Annotated in this window: 14 protein-coding genes; 9 read left to right on the forward strand and 5 right to left on the reverse strand. The window is 66.4% G+C overall.

All coding sequences use genetic code 11. The features are described from left to right. Nucleotides 1-375: a nitrite reductase small subunit NirD gene (nirD, locus tag AC1DIM_RS03755; protein ID WP_477709152.1), complete on the reverse strand. Its 375-nt coding sequence runs from the start codon at nt 373-375 to the stop codon at nt 1-3. Nucleotides 376-669: 294 nt separating this feature from the next. Here nirD and nirB point away from each other — a divergent pair, with 294 nt between their 5' ends. From nirB to AC1DIM_RS03785, 6 genes are all read left to right on the forward strand, one after another. Continuing rightward, on the forward strand, nt 670-3315 hold the full coding sequence (nirB, locus tag AC1DIM_RS03760) for a nitrite reductase large subunit NirB (RefSeq protein WP_477709153.1): 2646 nt from the start codon (nt 670-672) through the stop codon (nt 3313-3315). A gap of 2 nt (nt 3316-3317) precedes the next feature. Further along, on the forward strand, nt 3318-4352 hold the full coding sequence (gene cobA / locus AC1DIM_RS03765; RefSeq protein WP_477709154.1) for a uroporphyrinogen-III C-methyltransferase: 1035 nt from the start codon (nt 3318-3320) through the stop codon (nt 4350-4352). A 14-nt stretch (nt 4353-4366) separates the two neighbouring features. Further along, a complete protein-coding gene (locus AC1DIM_RS03770; protein ID WP_477709155.1) occupies nt 4367-5512 on the forward strand; it encodes a uroporphyrinogen-III synthase in 1146 nt (381 codons plus the stop codon). 148 nt (nt 5513-5660) lie between these two features. Beyond that, nucleotides 5661-6533 (forward strand): FAD-dependent oxidoreductase, encoded by an 873-nt coding sequence (locus AC1DIM_RS03775; protein WP_477709156.1) that lies wholly within the window; start codon nt 5661-5663, stop codon nt 6531-6533. Nucleotides 6534-6676: 143 nt separating this feature from the next. Next, nucleotides 6677-7402: a deoxyribose-phosphate aldolase gene (deoC, locus tag AC1DIM_RS03780; protein WP_477709157.1), complete on the forward strand. Its 726-nt coding sequence runs from the start codon at nt 6677-6679 to the stop codon at nt 7400-7402. Between the two features lie 63 nt (nt 7403-7465). Further along, nucleotides 7466-7711 (forward strand): hypothetical protein, encoded by a 246-nt coding sequence (locus AC1DIM_RS03785; RefSeq protein WP_477709158.1) that lies wholly within the window; start codon nt 7466-7468, stop codon nt 7709-7711. Between the two features lie 109 nt (nt 7712-7820). On the opposite strand, the gene AC1DIM_RS03790 is transcribed toward AC1DIM_RS03785, so the two are convergent. Together AC1DIM_RS03790 and mfd are read right to left on the reverse strand one after the other, a co-directional pair. Further along, nucleotides 7821-8642, reverse strand: coding sequence for a metal-dependent hydrolase (locus AC1DIM_RS03790; RefSeq protein WP_477709159.1), 822 nt, complete (start codon nt 8640-8642; stop codon nt 7821-7823). Nucleotides 8643-8648: 6 nt separating this feature from the next. Next, nucleotides 8649-12347: a transcription-repair coupling factor gene (mfd, locus tag AC1DIM_RS03795; RefSeq protein WP_477709160.1), complete on the reverse strand. Its 3699-nt coding sequence runs from the start codon at nt 12345-12347 to the stop codon at nt 8649-8651. A 224-nt stretch (nt 12348-12571) separates the two neighbouring features. Here mfd and AC1DIM_RS03800 point away from each other — a divergent pair, with 224 nt between their 5' ends. From AC1DIM_RS03800 to AC1DIM_RS03810, 3 genes are read left to right on the forward strand one after another with little or no spacing between them, the layout of a single operon-like run. After that, nucleotides 12572-14104, forward strand: coding sequence for an SDR family oxidoreductase (locus AC1DIM_RS03800; protein WP_477709161.1), 1533 nt, complete (start codon nt 12572-12574; stop codon nt 14102-14104). Nucleotides 14105-14151: 47 nt separating this feature from the next. After that, nucleotides 14152-14649 carry a DUF2505 domain-containing protein gene (locus tag AC1DIM_RS03805; RefSeq protein ID WP_477709162.1) on the forward strand — a complete coding sequence of 166 codons (498 nt, stop codon included), beginning with the start codon at nt 14152-14154 and terminating at the stop codon, nt 14647-14649. A gap of 4 nt (nt 14650-14653) precedes the next feature. Then, on the forward strand, nt 14654-14875 hold the full coding sequence (locus AC1DIM_RS03810) for an SCO4848 family membrane protein (RefSeq protein ID WP_477709163.1): 222 nt from the start codon (nt 14654-14656) through the stop codon (nt 14873-14875). A gap of 125 nt (nt 14876-15000) precedes the next feature. On the opposite strand, the gene sufU is transcribed toward AC1DIM_RS03810, so the two are convergent. Continuing rightward, the gene (sufU, locus tag AC1DIM_RS03815; RefSeq protein WP_477709164.1) at nt 15001-15450 is read right to left on the reverse strand and encodes a Fe-S cluster assembly sulfur transfer protein SufU; all 450 of its coding nucleotides are present in this window, start codon (nt 15448-15450) and stop codon (nt 15001-15003) included. Between the two features lie 25 nt (nt 15451-15475). After that, nucleotides 15476-16801, reverse strand: coding sequence for a SufS family cysteine desulfurase (locus AC1DIM_RS03820; protein ID WP_477709165.1), 1326 nt, complete (start codon nt 16799-16801; stop codon nt 15476-15478). Between the last annotated feature and the right edge of the window lie 202 nt (nt 16802-17003).

Raw genomic sequence — 17003 nt, forward strand, 5'->3', positions numbered from 1 at the left:
CTAGACCGCTACCTCGATAAAACCGTCGGAAATCCGCGTCCGGAACGTTTCCAGGCGCACTGCCGCGGTACCGAAGCATTCACCGGTCTCCAGATCGTAAACCTCTTTGTGCAGCGGCGAGGCGATGGTTGGCCTGGCGCCGCGGGATCCCAGGATGCCCCGGGCCATCACGTGGGCACCGGTCGCCGGGTCCTCGTGTGCCACAGCAAAAACTTCACTGGGGCCGGTCCGGAAGAGGGCCACCTGGCGGCCGGCGATGAGTGCTGCCTCGCCCCAGGCGAGCTCGAGTTCCGCCACGGCGCAAACCCGGTGCCAGCCAATAGCGAATTCGGTGGTGTCGGTGGCGAGTGCCCCTAATTCCAGTGTTGCCGTCATATCCGGTTCAACTCCCCGTGCTTGTCTGTCTGCTTGTTGAGCCACTTTTATGTGACCGTCATGACCTTCGTGGCCGTACTAACAACGTAGGCACCCGGTGTTTCAACGGCGTGCAGTGAATGTGTCCGGCGGGTAAAAGAGAACTCACCCGCTCGGAAATGCGTTCGTGATGCAGAAGTTAAGCCCACGAAACAAAGGGGAAACTGAAGCGAAACTGCGGTTGCCTAGTCTGAGTGGACACCTCGTCAGAGAAGGTCGCAGAACACCGTCTGCGGCCCATGCGAAAGGCCCACAGTGACCGAACAGACTTCAAGCACAGAGAACCCGCGCCGCATCGTCGTCGCCGGTGGCGGCCCCGCTGCCCACCGCTTCGCCGATGCCATGCATTCCCGTGGCCTCGAAGGCTGGCATGTCACGGTCCTCACCGAGGAAGCCCACCTGCCGTACGACCGTGTTGCCCTCTCCAAGGCCCTCACGGACACCGACGTCGACCTCACCCTGGGATCAGCTTCCATGTGGGACCACGCTTCCCTGGAACTGAAGACCGGCGAGCGCGTCGTGAAGATCAATCCCGAAGCCAAGACCGTGGAAACCGCTGCCGGCAGCACGTACGCATATGACCACCTGGTGGCCGCCACCGGCTCGAATGCCGCCCGCCTGCCCATCCCCGGCAACGAACTCACCCACGTCTACCGGACGCTTGAAGACGTGTGGGCCATTAACAAGACCATCACCGAGCTCACGGAAAAGCTGGGCCGCAAGGTCAACGCCGTCACCATCGGTGGCGGCCTCCTGGGGCTCGAATCGGCCGCCGGCACGGAGCAGCTGGGCGCCACTCCGATCGTGATCGACGGTTCAAAGTGGCTGATGGCCACGCAGTTGGACGAAGGTGCAGGCCAGGCGATGGGCCGGCTTATCAAGGCCAAGGGCTTTGAAGTCCACGGCGGCGTCTACCCGTCCGAGGTCCTGTCCGATGACGAGGGCCAGGTGACCGGCGTCCTGATGGCCGACGGCCGCATCGTGGATGCGGACATGGTGATCGTGGCCATCGGCGTGCGGCCCCGCGACGAACTCTTCCGCGCAGCCGAGGGCGACGAACAGCTTTTCAGCCTGGGCCAGCGCGGCGGTGTGGTCATCAATGACTACTGCGCCACCGAGGTGGAGGGCATCTGGGCCATCGGTGAAGTGGCCAACTTCGAGGGCATGTGCCTGGGCCTGGTGGCCCCCGCCAATACCATGGCAGAGATCGTTGCCGACCGCCTGCACGGCGGCGAGGCCACCTTCCCCGGTTTCGACACTGCCACCAAGCTCAAGCTCTCCGGAGTGGACGTGGCCAGCTTCGGTGACGGCTTCGCCAGGACCGAACACTCCCTCGAGATCGTCTACGCCGACCCCGCCCGCGGCGTGTACCAGAAGATCGTCACCACCGATGATGCCAAGACCCTCCTGGGCGGCATCTTCGTGGGCGACGCCAGCCCCTACACCAGCCTCCGCCCGCTCCTGGGCCGCGAACTGAGCGCCGAGCCCGGCGCATACTTGACGGCGGCAGGCGGCGGCGAGGCCCCGGAGACTGAACTCCCGGACGACGCCATCCTGTGTTCCTGCAACAACGTCGCCGCCGGAACCATCCGCGACACCATCAACGGCTGCGGCGCCTGCGACGGCAACGCCCCGGTCCAGGAACTCGGTGAGCTCAAGGGTTGCACCCGTGCCGGCACCAGCTGCGGTTCCTGTGTGCCGATGCTCAAGAAGCTGCTCGAAACCGAGCTGACCAAGTCAGGCGTCGAGGTTTCTAAGGCACTTTGCGAGCACATCGAACTCTCCCGCCAGGAACTCTTCGACGCCATCCGCGTCCTGGAGCTGACCTCCTTCGAGGAGATCATGGCCAAGTACGGCACCGGAGCCGGCTGCGACATCTGCAAGCCGACCATCGCCAACATCCTGGCCAGCCAGAACAGCGCCTACGTCCTGGACGCCGGCCGCGGCACCCTGCAGGACACCAACGACCGCGCCTTGGCCAACATGCAGAAGGACGGCACCTACTCGGTGGTCCCCCGCATCGCCGGCGGCGAGATCACCCCGAAGAAGCTCGGCGTCATCGCCGCCGTGGCCGAGAAGTACAACCTGTACACCAAAATCACCGGCGGCCAGCGGATCGATATGTTCGGTGCCCGCCTCGAGGAGCTGCCGGAAATCTGGAAGGAACTGGTGGACGCCGGCTTCGAATCCGGCCAGGCCTACGGCAAGAGCCTGCGCACCGTGAAGTCCTGCGTTGGTTCAACCTGGTGCCGCTTCGGTGTGCAGGACTCGGTGGCCATGGCCATCCAGCTCGAACTCCGCTACCGCGGCCTCCGCAGCCCGCACAAGCTCAAGATGGGCGTCTCCGGCTGCGCCCGTGAATGCGCCGAAGCCCGCGGCAAGGACGTGGGCGTCATCGCCACCGCCGACGGCTGGAACCTGTACGTTGGCGGCAATGGCGGTGCCACCCCGGCCCACGCCCAACTGCTCGCCAAGGACCTGGACGACCAGACGCTGATCAAGTACATCGACCGGTACTTCATGTACTACATCCGCACCGCCGACCGCCTCCAGCGCACCGCGCGCTGGCAGGAAGAGCTCGACGGCGGCATCAAGCACGTCGAGGACGTGGTGGTCAAGGACACCCTGGGCATCGCCGAGGAACTCGAAGCGGCCATGTCCAGGCACGTTGACACCTACGTGGACGAATGGGCGGACACCCTGAAGGATCCCGAGCGCCTGCGCCGGTTCCGGTCCTTCGTCAACGCCCCTGACCAGAAGGACGATTCCATCACCTTCGTCTCCGACGAGCGCGGCCAGATGCGGCCTGCAACCGCGGAAGAGAAGGCCCGCGCCAGCCAGCAGCCGGTCCTCATCGGCGCCTCCATCCCCCTGGGGCCCCGCGACGAGAACGAGGTATAGCCATGCAGCTCAGCATCGATCTGACCGGCCGTGAAGTCCTGGTCACCGGTTCCGACCACGCCGCCCGCCAGGCGGTGCGCCGCTACGAAGCCGCAGGCGCCGTCGTCTACCGCCTCAGCACCCCGCAGGGTGCCGCACATGACGGCCCGGTTCCCGAGCGGCCCTTCCTGGTCGCCGCGGTCGACGACGGCCAGCAGGGCTGGGAGGCCCTGCTCGGCCGGTGCCGCGCAGCCGGAATCCCGGTAGCGGCCGAACCGGCCGCCGGGCCCGTTGGCCACGTCACCCTGGTGGGTGGCGGCCCCGGCACCACCGAGCTGCTGACCGTCGCAGCCGTCAAAGCCCTCCGCGATGCCGATGTGGTGTTCTACGACCGGCTGGCGCCATGCCAGGACCTGCCAATCCTGACCTCAGCCGAGCTGGTGGACGTGGGCAAGAAGCCCGGCCACCACAAGGTCAGCCAGGCCGACATCGAAAAGCTGATGGTGGCCTCCGCCCTGGAAGGCAACAACGTGGTCCGGCTCAAAGGCGGCGATCCCTACGTCTTCGGCCGCGGCGGCGAGGAAGTTGCCTCCTGCGTCGCGGCAGGCGTCCCCGTCCGCGTCATCTCGGGTGTCACCAGCGCGATCTCAGTCCCGGCAGCCGCAGGCATCCCGGTCACGCACCGGGAGGTCAGCCACATGTTCACCGTGGTCTCCGGCCACGCGCCGCTGACCGAGAAGGAGCACATGCACCTGGCCGGCCTGGGCGGCACCATCGTGGTCCTGATGGGCATCGGCACCCTGCACCAGCTCGCCGCCGGGCTCCGCAAGGCGGGAATGCCCCCCGACATGCCCATGGCCGTCGTCGAGCGCGGCTACCGTCCCGGCCAGCGGACCACCATCGCGGACCTCGGCACCATCACCTCCGCCGCCGCCGGGTGCAGCAACCCGGCTGTGCTGGTCATTGGCGAGGTGGTCCGGGTGGCCGAAGCCAACCGCGGGCACGCTGAGGCCGCCGCAGACCTCGACAGGCTGGCAGCCTCGCTGCTGGGTTCGTGAAAGGATTGACCCCCATGAACGCACTGGCACCGGCCGAGCCCGAGGTTGACGAAACCTCGGACGCCGCAAGCTCCCCGCTGGAGGGCTTCCGCATCGGCGTCACCTCGCACCGGCGCTCCCGGGATCTCATCGAGGCCCTGGAACGCCGCGGCGCGGAAGTGCTGCACGCCCCTGCACTGAAAATCGCGCCCGTGCAGGAGGACATCCGCCTCATCGAGGACACCAAGGCCATCATCGCGGCCAGGCCCGATCTCTGCATCGCCACGACGGCGTACGGAATGCGCCGCTGGTGCGAGGCAGCCGATTCCTTCGGGATCGGGGAGGAACTGCTGGAAACGCTCGGCGCGTGCCGGATGTTCGTCCGCGGCCCCAAAGCCCGGGGTGCCGTCCGCGCGGCCGGCCTCGCCGACGTCGGCATCAGCAGCGACGAAACCACCGCGACACTGGTGGACATGCTGCTTGCCGAAGGCGTGCGGGGCAAGACCGTGGCCGTGCAGCTCCACGGCTACACCGATGTCCGGCAGTTGGAACGCCTGCGTATGTCCGGTGCCATCGTCCTGACAGTTACCCCCTACCGCTGGGTGAAGCCCGACGGCGAGGACCGGCTTCCGCGCCTCATTGAGGCCGCGTGCAGCGGCAACCTGGATGTCCTCACGTTCACGAGTGCGCCCGCGGTTGATGCCATGTGGAGCACCGCGCACGAGATGGGCGTCTACAAGGAGCTGATCCACAGCCTCAAGACCAACGTCACCACGGCGGTGGTTGGCCCGGTGACAGCCCAGCCGCTCCTTGATGCCGGTGTCAGCCCTCTCATTCCCGAGCGGTTCCGGATGGGTGCCCTGATCCGGCTGGTGTGTGAGCACCTGGCCCTGAACCACGTCCGGCGCCTGGACACGGGCTCCGGCAACATCGAGTTGCGCGGCCGCAGCCTGCGGGTGGACGGGCAGCCTGTTGAGCTGGCCCCGGCGCCGCTACTGCTGCTGCGTGCCCTGCTGGGCGCCGGCGGAGCGGTCCTGTCCCGGGAAGCGCTCTCGGACCTGCTCGAACTGCGGGGCTCGGTCCACGCCCTGGACATGACCGTCAGCAGGCTCCGCTCCTCGCTGCCTGACGGGCGGCTCGTGGAGACGGTGGTCAAGCGGGGGTACCGGATCCGGGTGTGACCCACGGCATTACTGGCGGGTAAACATTGGCGAACGCGCCCCAGTCAAACGGCAATGACGGGGAAACACGTTGGAAAAACGGTCCGCCTACGCTGGCACCATCACGAAGTTCCGGCCGTTCAGCGGCCGCCAGCGAAAGGGCCAGCACATGTCCGCTCCGGCACCCTCCACGTCAACCTCCACCGCTTCCTCCAGCTCCACCCGGATTGTCATCGCAGGCGCAGGCCCTGCTGCCCAGGCGCTCGTCAGCCAGCTGGACCGGGCCCGGTTCACCGGGACCATCACCATCCTCAGCAACCGCGACGACGCCTCCGCGGAACTCCTGGAACTGGCAGCCCTCCCCCAAGTCTCGCTTCGGTGCGGCCAGCCCGCCAGTTTCATCGAGGCCGGAACGCAGACGGTGACCACGGCCGACGGCATGGAATTCGGCTACGACCACCTGGTGATCGCCACCGGTTCGGCACCTGAGAAAGCCCCCGTGGAGGGTTCGGACCATTGCCTGAGCTACTCCACCATTGACGACGCCGCCAGCATTGGGTCAGCCGTCAAGGACCTGGGCACGGAGTTGGGCAGGCGGCCGCTGGGAATCCTGGTGGGGACCGGTGCCGCGGCGGGACAGGCGGAGGCGGTGCTCCGCTCCCGCGGCGTCCGGCCCGTTCGCACCACCATGCGGCCCGCCGCGGTGACACCCCGGACGCCCGGCCCGGGACTGCAGTCCGCCGGGATTGTCTTTCCGGATGGCAGCACCATGAACGGCGACCTCGTGGTCCTGGCCGAGGAGCGGGTTTCCCTCGACGGACTCGCCGCCAGCGCCGGCCTCCGGACAGCGCCCGGCGGCGGGATTGCCATCACCCAGGATTTCCGCACCTCAGTGCCCGGGATCTGGGCGATCGGTGACGCCGCAACGTTCGACGGCGTCAGGCTGGGACTGCTGGTCGCCGCGGCTTCTGCGGCCGGTGCCTGTGCTGCCCAGCTGATGACAGCGTCCTCTGCCGGCGCGGTCCGCCAGACCGCCGCCTGACCTCCTCCCCACAGCAACGCGGGGACCCCGCGCTGCCCTGGTCTGCCTGCTTGGCGCGGCTCTTGCTGTGGCAAGATGGTTTCCAAAAGAGCCCTGCACTCCGTGGCTCCAGCGGCCCACAAGGCCACGAGGAAAGGACCATCATGAGCAACGAAGCCATTTCTGCTGACCGGCGCGGAACCGGTACGGACTCAACCCCGGGCAACATCGCGTCCTACATTGACCACACCCTGCTCAAACCTGAAGCGAGCGAGGCTGACATCCTCAAGGTGTGCGCTGAGGCAGCCGAATACCACTTCAAGTCTGTCTGCGTGAATCCCCTCTGGGTCAAGACCGTCAAGACCGCCCTGAAGGGATCCGGGGTGCTGACCTGTTCGGTGATTGGCTTCCCCCTGGGTGCTACCCCCAGTGATGTGAAGGCCTTCGAAGCACGCGGTGCAGTGCTGGACGGTGCCGATGAAATCGACATGGTCATCAACATCGCCGCCGCGCGGGCCGGGGACAAGGGGACCCTGGTGGATGACATCGCCGCCGTCGCTGAAGCAGTCCACGCGAGCGGGGCCATTTTGAAGGTCATCATCGAGACGGTGTTCCTCTCCGACGACCAGAAGGTCCTTGCCTGCCAGGCTGCAGTTGAGGCGGGCGCGGACTTCGTCAAGACCTCCACGGGCTTCAACGGCGGCGGCGCCACGGCCGAAGACATCGCCCTGATGCGCCGGACTGTCGGTCCTGAGCTGGGCGTCAAGGCCTCCGGCGGGGTGCGTTCCCTGGCTGACGCTCAGGCTATGATTGCTGCAGGTGCAACACGTATAGGTGCCAGCTCCGGCATTGCGATCGTCAAGGGTGAACAGGGTTCAACCGGCTACTGACCGCGTGCCGGCAACAGTCGCTGCCGCCACAGATTTGAGCCCTGCGGGGCCGAGGAGGAACGAATGTCCAGCAAGACCACAGCGTCGGGCAGTGCCAAGGTGCAGACCCCGGAGAACGAAAACAACCTCGCCACAAGCATCGGCCTGTTTGTCGTCATGATCATCCTGTTCCTGGGCGCCGTCTACTCACTGTCCTTCCTCACGCTGGACAACCCCTGGCCCATGGCCGTCTGCCTGGGACTCTTCTTCCTGGCGTACTGGATCCCCCAGACCATTCTGGGCCGCTCCGACTCAGCCGGCGGGAAGTAAGAAGCCACTGAGCCTGCCGTAAACAAATAGCTGTGGCCCCGGATCAATCCGGGACCACAGCTATTTTAAGTGGCCGATCTTTCAGGCTGCCCTCAACCTGCGCAGCCGGTCAGTCCGCACCCAGCAGGCGGCTGACAGCTGTCTTTCCCAGCGCAGCGGCCGCGGGAAGAGTTGCTTTTGCCACCGCCCAGGCGGCAACGCACATTCCGACCATGGCGTAAGCGCCCACAGGGATCAGAACCAGCCACTCCCGCCGCGACCCGGCGCGGCCCAGCAGTGGCAGTGAAAACGCCCCATTGGCTTTCCAGACGTCGTTGAGCAGCGGGAGTTTGCGCAGGAACTTTGGCGGCTTGATGACGATGGGCCAGAGCAACGGCACGCCACCGGTGGTGATCATGTCCCCTGCAATGTGGACCACAACACCCGTCAGCATTGACACCGGCAACCAGGTCCACTGGTGCGGGGCGAACCACGTCACCAGGCCGGCCATGGTCAGGGCGAAGATCCAGTTGCTGATGAACCCCGATTTGGGGAACAGCTTCAGCGCCTTGGCCGCAATGTTGATCATGAACATGCACAGCAGGCCGGCACCGACGGACAACAGGCCCCAGTCGGTCTGCAGCTGGATCTGGCCGGCCATCATGGCGAGCACTACAAAGAACGCCGCCCCCAGGATGGAGTGGGTGCCCTGCCGGTGGCCGCCGCTGGCGTTCTCAATCCCCCTGGCAATGACGTTGGACAGCGGCGGCAGCGAGTTGGCCACGGTACTGTGCCGGTGGTCCCAGTCGCACACCAGCGCCGTGCCCGCCGTCGCCATGCCGCCGATCAGGATTCCGGTGGCGTCCAGCGGATACCAGCCCAGGGTGTATGGACCGGTCGAGGCAATAGCTACCCACGCCGCGGCCCCCGACGCGGCGTGATGTCCTCCCATCAAGCCTTAACTCACCGACTGCGTGGCTGAAACAGGAGTGTCGGAGAAGATGTTGCGGATGACCCCGTTGGCCCATTCCAGGATTTCGGCATCCTGCAGGTCCCGGCCGCCGACCCTGGCGGTCTTGGGCTTCGGAATCAGCACCGCGTCCAGTGCAGGCTTGGATTGGGAGCCCGGGTACATCCGGGTCAGCCGCATGAGCTTGGACTCCGGCAGTTGCGCCGGAGAGAACTTGATGAAGTTTCCCTGCAGCGCGACGTCGGACAGGCCGACTTCGCGGGCACCTACCCGGAAGCGGGCCACGGCGATCAGGTTCTGGACCGGCAGCGGCGGTTCCCCATAGCGGTCCACCAGCTCAGCCAGGACTTCCTCGATGGCTTCTGTGGTCAACGCCGACGCCAGCTTTCGGTAGGCTTCCAGCCGCAGCCGCTCCCCCGGCACATAATCGTGCGGCAGGTGGGCGTTCACCGGCAGCTCGATCTTCATCTCGGCGGCCTTTTCCTCGGCGTCGCCGCGGTAGTCCGCCACGGCCTCGCCTACCAGGCGGATGTACAGGTCAAAGCCAACACCCTGGATGTGGCCGGACTGCTCGCCGCCCAGCAGGTTGCCGGCACCGCGGATCTCGAGGTCCTTCATGGCCAGCTGCATGCCCGCACCGAGCTCGTTGTGCGCGGCGACGGCCTTGAGCCGTTCCAGCGCCACCTCGCCGAGGGGTTTTTCGGAGGGATACAGGAAATAGGCGTAGGCGCGTTCGCGGCCGCGGCCCACGCGTCCTCGGAGCTGGTGCAGCTGGGAGAGCCCGTACTTGTCCGCGCCGTCCACGATCAGGGTGTTCGCGTTGGAAATGTCGAGGCCGGTTTCGATGATGGTGGTGCACACCAGCACGTCAAAGCGCTTCTCCCAGAAGTCCACGATGATCTGTTCGAGCCGGCTCTCGGACATCTGCCCGTGCGCCACCTCCACGCGAGCCTCCGGAACCAGTTCACGGACCTTCGCCGCGGTCCGCTCAATGGTGGACACACGGTTGTGCACCAGGAAAACCTGGCCTTCACGCATCAGCTCACGCCGGATCGCGGCTGAGGTCTGCTTGTCCGTGTAGGGGCCCACGTAGGTCAAAACGGGGTGGCGTTCCTCCGGCGGAGTGGCCAGGGTGGACGTTTCGCGGATGCCGGTCAGCGACATCTCCAGCGTGCGCGGGATGGGCGTGGCACTCATGGCCAGCACGTCCACGTTGGTGCGCATCTTCTTCAGGGCCTCTTTGTGCTCCACACCGAAGCGCTGCTCCTCGTCCACGATCACCAGGCCAAGGTCTTTGAACGCAAAATCCTTGGACAGGAGCCGGTGCGTGCCGATGACCACGTCCACGGAACCGCTCTTGACGCCCTCCGTGGTTTCCTTGGATTCCTTGGCGTTCTGGAACCGTGAAAGGGCCTTGACCCGCAGCGGGAATCCGGAGAAGCGCTCGGTGAACGTCTCGTAATGCTGCTGGGCGAGCAGGGTGGTGGGCACCAGGACCGCCACCTGCTTGCCGTCCTGGACCGCTTTGAAGGCCGCGCGGACGGCGATTTCGGTCTTGCCGTAGCCCACGTCGCCGGAGACCAGGCGGTCCATGGGGATCTCGCGCTCCATGTCCGCTTTGACCTCGTTAATGGTGGTCAGCTGGTCCGGCGTCTCCACGTACGGGAAGGCCTCCTCCAGCTCCCGCTGCCACGGCGTGTCGGGCCCGAAAGCGTGGCCGCGGGACGCCATCCGTGCGGAGTAGAGCCTGATGAGTTCGCCGGCGATTTCCTTGACAGCCTTGCGGGCCTTGGATTTGGTGCTGGCCCAGTCCGAGCCGCCCATCTTGCTCAGTACAGGGGTGTCGCCGCCAACGTACCGGGTCACCTGGTCCAGCTGGTCGGTGGGGACGAAGAGCCTGTCCCCCGGTGCACCACGCTTGGACGGGGCGTACTCCAGGACCAGGTACTCCCGGACGCCGTCACCGCCGCCTGCCACCTTGCGCTGGATCAGCTCCACAAAGCGGCCGATGCCGTGCTGCTCGTGCACCACGTGGTCGCCGGCGACCAGCTGCAGCGGGTCCACGGCGTTCCGCCGCTTGGACGGCATGCGCCTCATGTCCTTCGTGGAACCCGCCGAGGTGCGGCCCAGCAGGTCGGCTTCCGTGAGCAGCCCCAGTTTGAGGCTGTCCAGGACAAAACCGCGTCCGACGGCGGCAGTGGTCACCTCGATGATGCCCGCCTGTGGTTCCTTGTCCAGGGTGTCCACACGGGCACAGGGGATGTCTGCGTCGTGGAACAGTTCGGCCAGGCGTTGGGCCGGACCGGGGCCCTCCGTCACCACCACAATCCGCCACTGGTCCCGGACGTGCGAGCCGATGAATTCCATCATTTCGGCCACATCGCCCTGGTACCCCCGCGGTTCCCGGGCATGCAGGTTCAGGACGTCAATCTCCGGCAGCAGCTCCTCATCGGTGGCAAGCGAGGTGATGGACCACCAGGAGACTTCGTGGTCCAGCGCGAAGCTGCGGGTTTCGGCCAACGAGCGGAAGCTGGCGGAGTGCAAGGCTTCGGAGGCCTGTGCGCTGAGGTCCAGCGGGGCCGTGCCGCCGTCTGATGCCGTGGACCAGGCAGCTTCGAGGAACTCCTCGTTGGTGGCCGCGAGGTCGTGCGCGCGGGTGCGGACCTTTTCCGGTTCGATGACCACCGAGATCGAACCTGCAGGCAACTGCTCCACGAACGGAACCATGGCGTCAACCAGCACCGGTGCCAGGGACTCCATGCCTTCCACGGCGATTCCGCCGGCGATCTTCTCCAGCATGTCGGCGGCCGCGGGGAGCTGGGTCTTCAGCGTCGCAGCCCTTGACATCACTGACGGCGTGATCAGGATTTCGCGGCACGGCGGGGCGTGCAGTTCGGTGGGGTGGTGGATGCCCGGAGCAGACAGCGAGCGCTGGTCCGCAACGGCGAACCAGCGCATCTGGTCCACCTCGTCGCCGAAGAACTCCACCCGGACCGGGTGGTCCTCGGTGGGCGGAAAAACGTCGATGATACCGCCGCGGACGGCAAACTCGCCACGGTGGGTGACCATGTCCACGCGGGCATAGGCGGCATCGGCCAGCCGGCGGACGACGTCCGTGAAAGGGACGTCCTGGCCCACCTTCAGGGTGACAGGAACCAGCTCCCCCAGCCCGGCCACGATCGGCTGCACCACCGCACGGACGGGAGCCACCACCACCCGCAGCGGACCCGCCGTCGAGCTTTCCGGGTGCGCCAGCCGGCGCAGCACGGACAGGCGCCGCCCGACGGTGTCCGAGCGTGGTGAGAGCCGCTCGTGCGGCAGGGTTTCCCAACTGGGGAACTCAGCCACGGAATCGGCCGGGAGGTAGGCACGCAGGGCAGCCGTCAGGTCCTCTGCCTCGCGTCCCGTTGCGGTGACGGCCAGGACCATCGCGGGGATCCCGCCGTCGGACGTTTCCCCTGCCGCATCCGCACGTGCGGCGGCCAGGCCGTCGGCCATCTCTGCGAGCAGGGCAGCGCGGAGTCCGGCGGGCGCGCTGATCTGGTAATCCTGGCCGCGGACGTCGAATCCGCGTTCTGCCTCGGCCTTGACCCGGGCGAAGGTCCTGTCTTCGGCCAGGGCCTGGCGGAGTCCAGCAAGCGACGGGCCGGACGTGGCAGTACCTGTGCGGGAGGCGCTGGGGCTCATGGCGGAAACTCCTGTGGTGTTCAAGGCCTGTGGCGTTCCCCGTGATGTTCAGGGCGGCGCAGGCAACACGAAAAGCCGAAATTCGCTGCGAATACCGGGTCATCCCAGCCTACCGCGCCGCGGGCCGGACTAAGCTTTCAGGATCCGTGGCCGTCCGGAAGCCATGCCGCTCCGAATGGCATAGTGACAGCGCCCCGAATCGGGGGTGACTGGAAGGAGTCAGCATGCCCGGCACAACCGAATCACCTCGCATGGAACGCCGAACCGTCCTGGTTACTGGCGCTACCGGCTACATCGGCGGCAGGCTAGTTCCGCGGCTGCTGGAGGCGGGGCACACCGTGAAGGTCCTGGTCCGGACTCCGGCCAAGATAGCCGGAGTGCCCTGGCTGGACGATGTGGAAGTAGTACAGAGCAGCCTGGACGACGGCGGGGCCCTCCGCGACGCCCTGGCCGGCGTCGACGTGCTGTATTACCTGGTCCATTCCATGGCCGCCGGATCGGGCTTCGAGTCCAAGGAACAAGCCATGGCCCGGACCGCTGCGAAGGCCGCCGCTGACGCCGGCGTGGACAGAATCGTCTACCTTGGCGGACTCCATCCGGCGGATGTGGAACTGTCCATGCACATGCGGTCCCGCGAAGCTGTCGGCAAAGTCTTCCTGGACAGCCCGGTGGACGCGGTGGTCTTCCAGGCCGGTGTGGTGATCGGGTCCGGGTCTGCGTCCTTCGAGATGATCAGGCACCTCTCCGAAACCCTCCCGCTGATGCCGGCGCCGAGCTGGGTGCGCAACCGGATCGAGGCGATAGCGGTCCGGGACGTGCTCTATTACCTGGTGAGCGCCGCCTCACTCACCGGACACATTAACCGCACTTTCGACATCGGCTGCCGCCAGGTCCTGACGTACGCGGGCATGATGAAGGAGTACGCGGCCGAGGCCGGGCTGCCCTATCGGGTGGTCCTGGCACTCCCGGTCCCCGCACCCAAACTTGCGGGTCTGTGGGTGGCCCTCACCACTCCCATCCCCCTGTCGATGTCGTTGCCGCTGGTCCAGTCGCTGCAGCACGACGCCGTGTCCCGCGAGCACGATATCGACTCCATCATTCCGGTGCCTGAGGGCGGCCTGACTCCGTACCGGCGGGCGGTCGCCCTGGCCTTGGGCAAGGAGCGTGACGGCCAGGTGGAGACCACCTGGGCCAGCGCCGGCGTAGATGCCGATCCCCTGCCCAGCGACCCCCAGTGGGCCGGCCACACAGTCTTCGTGGACGAGCGCACGTTCCACGGGGACGTCGACCCGGCCCACGTGTGGACAGTCATCGAGGGAATCGGGGGCCGCAACGGCTGGTATTCCCTGCCGCTGGCCTGGCGGATCCGCGGCTGGCTGGACAAGCTCACCGGCGGCGCCGGGCTCCTGCGGGGACGCCGGCACCCCGGCAACCTGGCTCCCGGCGAGGTAGTGGACTGGTGGCGCGTGGAACGGATCGACCGCGGCAAGCTCCTTCGACTGAGGGCAGAGATGCGCGCGCCGGGGCGCGCGTGGCTTGAACTGTCTGTGGAGCCCGACGGCGGCGGGAGCCGCTACCGGCAGCGCGCCATTTTCTTCCCCAAAGGCCTCAGCGGCAGGCTCTACTGGCTGGCCGTCCTGCCCTTCCACAGCTTCATCTTTCCGGCGATGGCACGGAACATCACCACTGCCGCGCGGAAGATCGCCGACGCCGAGCGGGCAGAGGCCGGTTCCAAGAACACGCCCGGTGCCCCGTAAGATGTGGGGAGCAAAAAGCGTACAGACCCCGTATCACTGGAGGATCCATGGCACTGAGTGCAACCACCACCCTTCCGCATGCCGTTGACAGTGTCGCTGCTGTTTTCATCAACGAGGACTTCCAGCGGCACACCAGCGAATATGTCGGCGGCACCTTGGAGTCCTTTGCCGTGGATGGAGATGTTGCGGGCGCGTTCAGCACCACCTCGGTCCGGACCCTTCCCACCACCCGACTGCCGGAGATTGCCCGAAAGTTCGTGGGCGAAAAACTCACGGTGACTCAGGTGGAAAACTGGGAAGCCCCCGGGGCTGACGGTTCCCGCCAGAGCAACATCACGCTGAAGATTGCCGGCGCTCCCCTCGACGTGACCGCAGTCCAGCGGCTCGTTGCCGAGGGCGGCAGCACCCGGGTTGAGCTTGAAGGCAACGTGACCTCGTCCGTGCCGTTCCTGGGCGGCAAAATCGCCGAGGCAGCCGAACCCATGGTGGCCAAGGCCCTGAACATCCAGTCGCAGCAGGCCCAGGCCTGGCTCGAAAGCCACTGACTCCATGCAGCTTCCCCTGTTCGCAGCGTTGCTGCTGATCATCGCCGGCGTCTGGTCGCTCGTGGTCTGGCCGCAGTTCCTGCGCCGGGTCATGAAGGATCCACGGGCGCGCGACGCCGGCGGCAAGGCAACGAAGTTCCTCACCGTTCACGTGGTGCTCGTTAGCATCTCCATGGTGCTGGGGGCCGCCACCGCGGTGATCGGCGTCATGGGCCTGTTGGGCTGACGCCCGGGCCGGCTGCATATGCCAGCACAGGCGCTTCCTCTGCCGCAGGGCAGGGGAAGCGCCTGTTTGTTTAAGTGCGCTGCTGCTTTTAGCCGGTCCGCCTTCCGGGGCGGTCCGGCGCTGGTTTACGCTGCCTGGTTGAGCGCGTCTTCGGCGGCCACCCAGGAAATCATGGCGCACTTGACGCGTGCGGCGTAGCGGGCCACACCCTCGAACGCCGCCGCGTCACCGAGGATCTCCGGATCTGCGTGGACCTTCCCACGGGAGCGCAGGACTTCCCGAAAATTGCCAATGATCGAGTGGAGTTCGTCCACGGTCAGCCCCTCACCGAGTTCGCTGAGGACGGACGCTGAGGCCATGGAGATGGAACACCCGGCGCCGTCCCAGGAAATCTGCGCCACTTTGCCGTTTTCCACTGCGACGCGAAGGGTGACTTCGTCCCCGCAGACTGGGTTCAACTGGTGGGACTGTCCGGTGGTCGTGCCCTCAGGGGCGTCCACACCGGCCAGGCCGCTGCCGTGGCGGACCTTCGAATGGTCAAGGATGATCTGCTGGTACAACTGGTCAAGGCTCATGTTCGGTATACCTTCGGTGGCCGCGTCAGACGCGGAAGTAGGAGCGGACGCCGGCAACGGCCTCAAGGAAAGCGTCGACGTCGTCGGTGGTGTTGTACAGGTAAGCACTCGCCCTGGTGGTTGCCGTCAGGCCCAGGCGACGGTGCAAGGGCTGGGCGCAATGGTGCCCCACCCGGACCGCGATGCCCCGGGAATCCAGGAACTGCCCGACGTCGTGCGCGTGCACACCTTCGACGTCGAACGCGGCCAGGCCAATCCTCTCCTGCCCGGCGGCGGGTCCCAGGACGCGAATTCCGGGAAGGGCTTCAAGGCCTGCAACCATGCGCTGGCCAAGCTCCGCCTCCCAGCGGTGCACCCGGGCCAGTCCCGTTTCCGTGAGGTAGCTGGCGGCGGCGGCCAGGGCTACAGCCTGGGAAATGCGCTGGGTGCCCGCTTCGAAGCGCTGCGGCGAGGGCAGGTACTCGGCCCGGTCCATGGTCACCGTGGTGATCATTGAACCGCCGGTGAGGAACGGCGGCAGCACATCCAGAAGGTCCTGCTTGCCGTACAGCACGCCGATTCCGGTAGGCGCGAGCATCTTGTGGCCGGAGAAGACGGCGAAGTCGACGTCGAGGTCCTTGACGTTCAGCGGCAGGTGGGGCGCGGACTGGCAGGCGTCGAGCACCACCAGCGCTCCCGCCGCCCGGCCAAGGGCCACAAGCTCGGTGACGGGGTTGATAGTTCCCAGGACATTGGACGCGTGGGTGAAGGCGAGGACCTTGGTTTTGCTTCCCAGGATCTCAGCCGCGACGTCCAGGCGCAGGGCTCCGGCGTCGTCGATGGGGATGTAGCGCAGGGTGGCGCCGGTACGGAAGGCGAGTTCCTGCCAAGGGATCAGGTTGGCGTGGTGCTCCATTTCGGTGACCACGATCTGGTCCCCCGGGTTGACAGCCAGCTCCTTCAGCCTGGCGTCGCCGCGACCTTGGGCAGACCAGAGTGCGGCATTGGAGAGCGCATAGCTGACCAGGTTCAGGCCCTCTGTGGCGTTGGAGGTCCACACCGTTTCCGTGTAGTCGGCTCCGATGAAGTCCGCAATGGTCTGCCGGGCATCTTCGAAGACTTCGGTGGCCTCGACCGCAAGGTGGTGGGCACCCCGGTGCACCGCCGCGTTGCGCTGTTCGTAGAACTCCTGCTCCGCCTCGATAACGCTCAGCGGATTCTGCGATGTGGCGCCCGAATCCAGGTACACCAGCGGCCGGCCGTTCACCAGCTGGTCCAGCACCGGGAAGTCATTCCTGATTTTGAGTACTTCGGCGTTGTCCATGGCCGGAACGGCATGTTCCAGCGTGGCTGGCGTGGTGACGAATGCCAAAGTGAACTCCTTGAGATGCCAATGGATTGACATTCAATTGTCCCACAACACCACTGTGGCGGGGGGGCGGGGGGGGGGGCCCCGGGCCGGAAAGATTTCATTGAGACAAGACCTGGAAAGTCTGATGGTGGGAGTCGGAGGGCTTTCGCCGCTCCTTCCTCCCGACTCAAGTTAATCGCACGCGGACCCGGACAACACGAGT

The sequence above is a fragment of the Pseudarthrobacter sp. 01T43 genome, assembly GCF_056398665.1.

Bases quoted from the DNA above. Each gene is read 5' to 3' on its own strand.
- nirD (WP_477709152.1), bottom strand. From the start codon at position 375: ATGACGGCAACACTGGAATTAGGGGCACTCGCCACCGACACCACCGAA.
- cobA (WP_477709154.1), top strand. From the start codon at position 3,318: ATGCAGCTCAGCATCGATCTGACCGGCCGTGAAGTCCTGGTCACCGGT.
- AC1DIM_RS03770 (WP_477709155.1), top strand. From the start codon at position 4,367: ATGAACGCACTGGCACCGGCCGAGCCCGAGGTTGACGAAACCTCGGAC.
- AC1DIM_RS03775 (WP_477709156.1), top strand. From the start codon at position 5,661: ATGTCCGCTCCGGCACCCTCCACGTCAACCTCCACCGCTTCCTCCAGC.
- deoC (WP_477709157.1), top strand. From the start codon at position 6,677: ATGAGCAACGAAGCCATTTCTGCTGACCGGCGCGGAACCGGTACGGAC.
- AC1DIM_RS03785 (WP_477709158.1), top strand. From the start codon at position 7,466: ATGTCCAGCAAGACCACAGCGTCGGGCAGTGCCAAGGTGCAGACCCCG.
- AC1DIM_RS03790 (WP_477709159.1), bottom strand. From the start codon at position 8,642: ATGGGAGGACATCACGCCGCGTCGGGGGCCGCGGCGTGGGTAGCTATT.
- mfd (WP_477709160.1), bottom strand. From the start codon at position 12,347: ATGAGCCCCAGCGCCTCCCGCACAGGTACTGCCACGTCCGGCCCGTCG.
- AC1DIM_RS03800 (WP_477709161.1), top strand. From the start codon at position 12,572: ATGCCCGGCACAACCGAATCACCTCGCATGGAACGCCGAACCGTCCTG.
- AC1DIM_RS03805 (WP_477709162.1), top strand. From the start codon at position 14,152: ATGGCACTGAGTGCAACCACCACCCTTCCGCATGCCGTTGACAGTGTC.
- AC1DIM_RS03810 (WP_477709163.1), top strand. From the start codon at position 14,654: ATGCAGCTTCCCCTGTTCGCAGCGTTGCTGCTGATCATCGCCGGCGTC.
- sufU (WP_477709164.1), bottom strand. From the start codon at position 15,450: ATGAGCCTTGACCAGTTGTACCAGCAGATCATCCTTGACCATTCGAAG.